4 protein-coding genes are annotated in these 4,675 nt (G+C 63.3%); 1 reads left to right on the plus strand and 3 read right to left on the minus strand.

Features of this window, described 5'->3' with window-relative positions:
* Positions 1–305: aldehyde ferredoxin oxidoreductase N-terminal domain-containing protein (locus AUR66_RS02520; protein WP_331456970.1), on the minus strand; the 305-nt coding region annotated here is incomplete at its 3' end.
* A gap of 160 nt (positions 306–465) precedes the next feature.
* Here AUR66_RS02520 and AUR66_RS21660 point away from each other — a divergent pair.
* A complete protein-coding gene (locus tag AUR66_RS21660) occupies positions 466–636 on the plus strand; it encodes a hypothetical protein (protein WP_197409657.1) in 171 nt (56 codons plus the stop codon).
* Between the two features lie 51 nt (positions 637–687).
* On the opposite strand, the gene AUR66_RS02525 is transcribed toward AUR66_RS21660, so the two are convergent.
* On the minus strand, positions 688–2,595 hold the full coding sequence (locus AUR66_RS02525) for a cation:proton antiporter domain-containing protein (protein ID WP_058570948.1): 1,908 nt from the start codon (positions 2,593–2,595) through the stop codon (positions 688–690).
* A 129-nt stretch (positions 2,596–2,724) separates the two neighbouring features.
* A partial coding sequence (locus tag AUR66_RS02530; protein WP_058570949.1) for an AMP-dependent synthetase/ligase occupies positions 2,725–4,675 on the minus strand: 1,951 nt, incomplete at its 5' end.

Here is a 4,675-nt window from a genome sequence, read left to right on the forward strand (position 1 = left end):
ACGAGGTGCCGCGAGAGGAACCCGCCGGCGTTCGACGAGACGAGACCGTTCGTCAGCGGCGAGACACCGGTCATGCTCACTCGACCAGTGAAACTCATGCGCGACTGCTGCATCGGCCCGGCGGCGAGGACGAGTCGGTTCTCGGCCCCGAGTGGGTCGGCGTCGAACGGAACGCGGTCGTGGACCAGTTTCGTGGCGACGCCCCGGCCGCCGATGTACGATTCGAGGACGTGGTCGATGTCGCTCGTGTCGGCCGTCCGTGCCCCGAGGTCGACCGAACAGAGTGGGCCCTCCGTGTGTCGCATAGTCGCCCTTCGAGAACCAACCGAATAATCGTTAGTGTTGGCGACACCCGTGCGGGTGTACCCTCTCGCTGTCGAGACCCCACATAGGATAGCTAACTATCACGAACGTACATGCGCCTTTCGTCACGTTCATACTGGGGTGACGAACAATACACCACCGATGAATCTCTCGACGACTGTACTGACGGGGGTGGTGACGGTGCTCGCTGCCGCGGGTGCCGCCTCGGTGGGATTCGTTCCGAGACCCGACCTCGGAGCGCCCGCGTGGTACGTTCTCGTCGCGCTTACGGTGGGATACTGGGCCGTCTTCTTGCGGTGGGCCCGACGCTAAAATCGGTGCCGGACCCCGTACCGACCCACTTCGAGTCCGCGAGCGTCGCGGTTACTCCGGATGGACGAGTCGTTCTGCGTCGCGGACGGCGTCGCGTCCGCCGATGATGGTGATACGGTCGCCCTCCTGTAACGTGAAGTCCGCGTCGGGGACGTTCGTGTCGCCGTTGCGAGAGACGAGTGCGACGAGACACCCGCTCGGGAGTTCGGGGCCGACTTCGCGGATGGTTCGCCCGACGAGGTTCTCGGCGGTGACTTCGACCTCCTGTACGTCGCCAGAGCGACCGATTTCGCCCATCCAGTTGGACATCGTCGGCCGTTCGATGTAGTTGTCGAGCGCCTGCGCGGTGGCGATGGTCGACGAGATGGTCCGGACGCCGAGTTCTTCGAACGCCTCCACGTTGTCTGGGTTGTTCGCCCGTGCGAGGACGTTCTCGGGGTCGAACTTCGAGTTGGCGAGTTGCGAGACGAGCAGGTTCACGTCGTCGTCTCCGGTGGCGGCGACGACGACTTTGGCGTTGCCGGCGCCGGCCGACCGGAGGACATCCGTGTCGGCGCCGTCACCGTGATGTACGGTGAACCCGAGGTTTCGGGCGGTCTGGACTACTTCCTGGTCCTGTTCGATGAGGACCACGTTCTCTCCACGGTCTTCGAGGCGTTCGGCGAGCGCACGGCCCACTTTTCCGCCTCCGATTACGAGTACACGCATTGGAATGACGTCGAGGTATTCTGCTATTTGACGAGCGAGACCGGCCTCGAAGAGGACGGTCGTGAGGATGACGAGGAAGACGGTCCCGACGAGAATCGAGGCGCCCTCGTTCAGGACGGCGGCCTGCTGGGTCATCCCTTCGGCGGCGAGTCGGGTCGCTTCTTCGCGGAACGCGATGGCGAACAGTGTCGCGACAGACGCCGGGATGATACCGCGCGGGCCGACGAAGCTCATGAAGAGCTTCTCGCTTCTGGTAAAGCGGTCGCCCCTCGCCGAGACGAAGACGAGAAGCGGGCGGATGACGAGGGCGACAGCTGCTACGACTGCCAGGCCGCCGATGCCGAGTGCGAGCAGGCTCTCGAAGTCGAGCAACGCCGCGAGGGCGATGAAGACGAACGAGAGGACGAGCAGGGTGATGTCACCCTTGAACGCCGAAATCTCCTTCTCGTAGGGGACCTCGGCGTTCCCGAGGAGGATGCCCGCAGTCGCGACGGCGGCGATGCCTGCTTCGGTGGCGACGAAGTCTGCCACCGCGTAAGACACGAGCGCCCCTGCGAGGACGAGTAGACGGGCGTTCTGTGGGGCGTTTCCGGGTGACAGGTCGACGTACTGGAGCGCGTAGTACAGCGTCCCTGCGACGATTGCACCGACCACGACGCCGACGCCGAGTCGCTCGGCGAACAGCGTCACGAGTGCGTTTGGACTGGTGACGCCTTCGAGAATCGCCTCGAAGATGACGACGGCGACGATGGCCGCCGTCACGTCGTTGACGATACCCTCGGTTTCGAGTGCTGCCCCGACGCGGTCCCGAACCGGGACGACTTCGAGGATTGGTGCGATGACCGTGGGGCCGGTTGCGACGAGCAGTGCACCCACGAGGAACGACACCGCCCACGGCGCGCCGAGCGCGTAGTGGACGACGAGTCCCGTCCCGACGAACGAGATAGCCGCCCCGATGGTGACGAGACGGAACGTCGCCGCCGGCGCCTCTCGGAGTTTGTCGATTCGAATGTGGAACGCCCCTTCGAACACGATGATTGCGACCGAGAGCCCGACGATTGCTTGCAGTGCGTTCCCGAACGAGTCGGGAGAGATGATGCCGAGGACCTCCGGCCCGAGGAGTATCCCGGATGCGATGAGAAATACGACACTCGGGACTCTGAATCGGTCCGAGAGCACCTGCGAGACAACGCCGATGCCGATGATTGCGGCGACGAGCGGGATGAGATTTGCTCCTCCTGCTGCGGCCACCTATATCGCCTCCATTGATTCGGTCCATGTGGCGACGGAAGATAAAACCATACATCTCGAGGGGCATTTTTGCGGTTTTGCCAAAACGTTCGTGCAGATATATCTTTGAAAAGTTTAGTCTATCAGGTTCTACTGTGTCGCGGGCTGGTCGCTCCCGTGTCTCTCTTCGGTCCGGTGGTCTGCTTCCTCGTAGATGAGTGACACCTCGTCGGCGTAGCGGTCCAAGATGTTCCGTCGTTTCTTCTTCATCGTCGGCGTCATCAGGTCGTTGTCCTCGGAGAACTCCTCGGGGACGATGCGGAACTGCTTGATCTTCTCGTACGACTCGAAGTTCTCGTTCGCTTCGTCGACCTCTCGTTGGATGCGCGCTTCGACTCGGTCGTCGCGGCAGATTGCCTTCGGTTCCTCGGGCAGGTCGATTCCTTCCGCTTCGGCCCACTTCTGTAGCCCGTCGAAACTCGGGACGATGAGCGCGGAGATGAAGCGGTGGCCGTCGCCGAGGACCATGCACTGTTCGACGACAGACGACGACGCGAATGCGTCTTCGATGGGGCCGGGAGCGACGTTCTTGCCCGTCGAGAGGACGAGAATCTGTTTGGCGCGTTCGCGGAACGTGATGTAGCCGTCGGGGCGGAGTTCGACGATGTCGCCGGTGCGGAACCAGCGGTTTCCGTCGTCGTCTTCGACGAAGGCCGCTTCGGTCTCTTCGGGGAGGTTCCAGTATCCACTCGTGACGTTCGGGCCGCGCACGAGGAGTTCACCCACGTCACCGCCCGCAGCACCGAGTTGGTCGCCGACGACGCTCTTGTCGAGTTTCACCTCGACGTCTCGGAGGGGATAGCCGATGGTGCCGATTTTCGGTTCTTCAGGGGGGTTGACCGAGATGACGGGTGACGTTTCCGTGAGACCGTACCCTTCGAAGATTGGGAGACCCATGGCGTGGTAGAGCGCACACAGTTCCGCCGACAGACTGCCACCGCCGCTGATGAAGAAGTCGAGGTTGCCGCCGAGTGCCTCGCGAACTTGCTCGAAGACGAGTCGGTCGGCGATGCGGTGTTTCGCCGTCAGTGCGTACCCGGGTGCGTCGGTCGTGTGGTAGTCCTGTCCGACGCCGACGGCCCACTCGAAGATACGCTGTTTGACGGGCGACTCGCTCGCTTGCGTGCGAATCGCGTCGTACAGTTTCTCGTACACGCGCGGGACGCTCGTGCCGGTCGTCGGTTGCACGAGTTGGAAGTCTTCACGGAGCGTGTCGGGACTCTCCGCGTAAGCGACGGTCGCACCCGCCGCGAACATCATGAAGTGCCCGGCCATCCGCTCGAAGACGTGTGCCAGTGGCAGGAACGAGAGCGCGACCGAGTCGGGGCCGATGACAGGTAAGTCGCCCTTGTCTGGGCGTGGGCCGAACCGTCGATAGGCCTCGTTGACGTTCGACCGGAAGTTCCAGTGGGTGAGTTGGACGCCTTTCGGTCGTCCCGTGGTCCCAGAGGTGTAGATGAGACTCGCCAGGTCGTCGGGGTCACGTTCGTCGAGCCACGATTCGTAGGCCGCTTCGTCGAAGACCTCCTCACCGCGTCGGTGTAGTTCCCCGAGTGTCAGGATGTCGTCGCGGTCTTCGTACCCGTCGTACTCGTCCACGACGACGACGAACTTCAGGTCGAGGTCGTCTTCGACGGCCAACACGCGTTCGAGGAGTTCCTGATTTTCCACCACGACGGCGTTCGCGCCGGGGTCAGACAGGAGGTATCGGACCTGCCGTTCCGACGACGAGGTGTAGACGGTGGTGACGACGCCACCGGCACCGAGGACTGCGAAGTCCGTCTGGGCCCACTCCATCCGTGTGTGGGCCAAGATGCCGACGCGGTCGCCCGTCTCGACGCCGAGTTCGCGGAACCCCGCGGCGAGGTTTCTGACGATGTCGCGCATCGACTCGTAGGTCAGTTCTGCGTAGTCGCCACTGGGTGCTGCCGGCACGACGCCCGCGTCGACGAGAGAGCGGTCGTAGACCCCTCCCTTGTACCGTTGTGCGATTCGCGAGGCGTTGCGCGCCGCGCTCTCTTCGAACATTCGTGGGAGAGTC

This window comes from Haloferax profundi (genome assembly GCF_001469865.1).
Taxonomy (GTDB): Archaea; Halobacteriota; Halobacteria; order Halobacteriales; family Haloferacaceae; genus Haloferax; species Haloferax profundi.